We start from the raw sequence: 1,829 nt of genomic DNA on the forward strand, positions 1-1,829 counted from the left end.
CTTCTTTTCTAGGCGGACCGGCCGAATCTGCAGTCAGTGTCCTCCCGGTTTCTCGGCTCGGCGGCCGAGTCCGCAGACGCGGTGCAGGAGGAGTGGATGCGCGCCGACCGGGCCGGCGTCAGCGGGGTGGAGAACCTCACCGGGTGGCTGACCACCGTGGTGACCCGGGTGTGCCTGAACCTGCTGCGGGCGCGGCGGATCCGGCGCGAGGAGCCGCTGGAGGCGCAACAGCCGGATGCGGCGGCGGGCGCGGCGGGCGGGGGCGATCCGGCGCGGGAGGCACTGATGGCCGACGAGGTCGGGGTGGCCCTGCTGGTCGTCCTCGACGCGCTGGCGCCCCCCGAACGGGTCGCCTTCGTGCTGCACGACATGTTCGCGGTGCCCTTCGACGAGATCGCCCCGCTGATCGAGAAGACCCCGGCCGCCACCCGGCAGCTCGCCAGCCGGGCCCGCCGGCGGGTCCGGGGCCGCACGCCCGCTCCGGCCGGTGGGCCGGGCCGCCGCCGCGCGGTCGTCGAGGCCGTCCTGGCAGCCACCCGTGGTGGGGACTTGGCGGCGCTGGTGGCACTGCTCGACCCGGACGTGGTCCTGCGTGCCGATGCGCTGGTCGTCCCCACCCCCGAACCGGTCACCGTCCGGGGCGCCGGCCCGGTCGCCCGCGGTGCCATGGCCGCCGTCGCCCGTGCGCAGTTCACCGGACTCGCCCTGCTGGACGGCGGGTTCGGCCTGGTGATGGCGCCGTTCGGCCGACTGCGGCTGGTGCTGGCCTTCACCGTCGCGGACGACCGGATCACGGAGATCGAGGTGATCGCGGAGCCGGAGCGGCTCGGGCGGATCGACATCGGGGCCGTGGAAGTGGGTCAATGAGAACGCGTGCAAGTGGGTCGTGATCCTGGGCCACTTGCGGACTAGCGTCGCCCGCATGACGCACTCCGAGACCGGGACCAGGGTCGACCTCTACTTCGACCCGGCCTGTCCCTTCGCCTGGATCACCTCCCGCTGGCTCCTGGAGGTCGAGCGTGTACGCCCGCTCGACCTCCGCTTCCATGTGATGAGCCTGTACCTGCACAACACCGGCAACGAACTCCCCGACTGGTACCGGGACCTGGTGGACCGCTCGATCGGCCCGGTGCGGGTCGCCGTGGCCGCCGCCCAGCGGCACGGCGAGGAGGTGCTGCGCGATCTGTACACCGCGTTCGGTACGCGGATCCACGAGCACGGGATGAAGGACTTCGACGCCGTCGTCGCCGAGTCCCTCGCCGGACTCGGGCTTCCGGCCGACCTGGCGGCCGCCGCGCACGACCCCGGCCACGACGACGCCGTGCGCCGGAGCCACGAGGCGGGTGCGGAACCGGAATCGGGGGTCTACGTGGGAACGCCGACCCTGCACGTCGACGGAACGGTGTGGTTCGGCCCGGTGCTGCGTGCCGTTCCGCGTGGCGAACGGGCGGCCGAACTCTTCGACGGCTTCCGCGTCCTCGCCGGCCACCCGGACGTCTTCGAACTCAAGCGCACCCGCACGGGAGGACTCCGCTTCGACTGACCCGACGCCACTCCAACTAGCCCATAACGTATACAAGTTGACCTTTGCGTGCCGAGCGGATCCGAAATCTGACCCGGTGTGACACATACGGCGCAAGAAACGCAGTACTAAAAGGCCGGACACGGCGGGAAGGCGCGCGCGAGCCGGAGACCGTGGGCCGGCCGTGGCGGGGGGGGGGGCGCAGGGGGGCCGGGCCGCGCCGGGCGCCCCCACCCCCCCCGCCCCCCCGCCCGCGGCCCCCCCCGCCGCGGCCGCGGGGATCGCGGCCGCGTGAGAGAGTCCCGTG

The 1,829-nt window shown here is 73.2% G+C and carries 2 protein-coding genes; both read left to right on the forward strand.

Annotated features, from left to right (window positions below):
- Window positions 1–27: 27 nt before the first annotated feature.
- The gene (locus ACFW2E_RS22800) at window positions 28–867 is read left to right on the forward strand and encodes a sigma factor-like helix-turn-helix DNA-binding protein (RefSeq protein WP_384468927.1); all 840 of its coding nucleotides are present in this window, start codon (window positions 28–30) and stop codon (window positions 865–867) included.
- Window positions 868–922: 55 nt separating this feature from the next.
- Window positions 923–1,543: a DsbA family protein gene (locus ACFW2E_RS22805; RefSeq protein ID WP_384468913.1), complete on the forward strand. Its 621-nt coding sequence runs from the start codon at window positions 923–925 to the stop codon at window positions 1,541–1,543.
- Window positions 1,544–1,829 lie beyond the last annotated feature (286 nt).

Source organism: Streptomyces sp. NPDC058964, from assembly GCF_042741275.1.
Lineage (GTDB): Bacteria > Actinomycetota > Actinomycetes > Streptomycetales > Streptomycetaceae > Streptomyces.

Bases quoted from the DNA above. Each gene is read 5' to 3' on its own strand.
- ACFW2E_RS22805 (WP_384468913.1), top strand. From the start codon at position 923: ATGACGCACTCCGAGACCGGGACCAGGGTCGACCTCTACTTCGACCCG.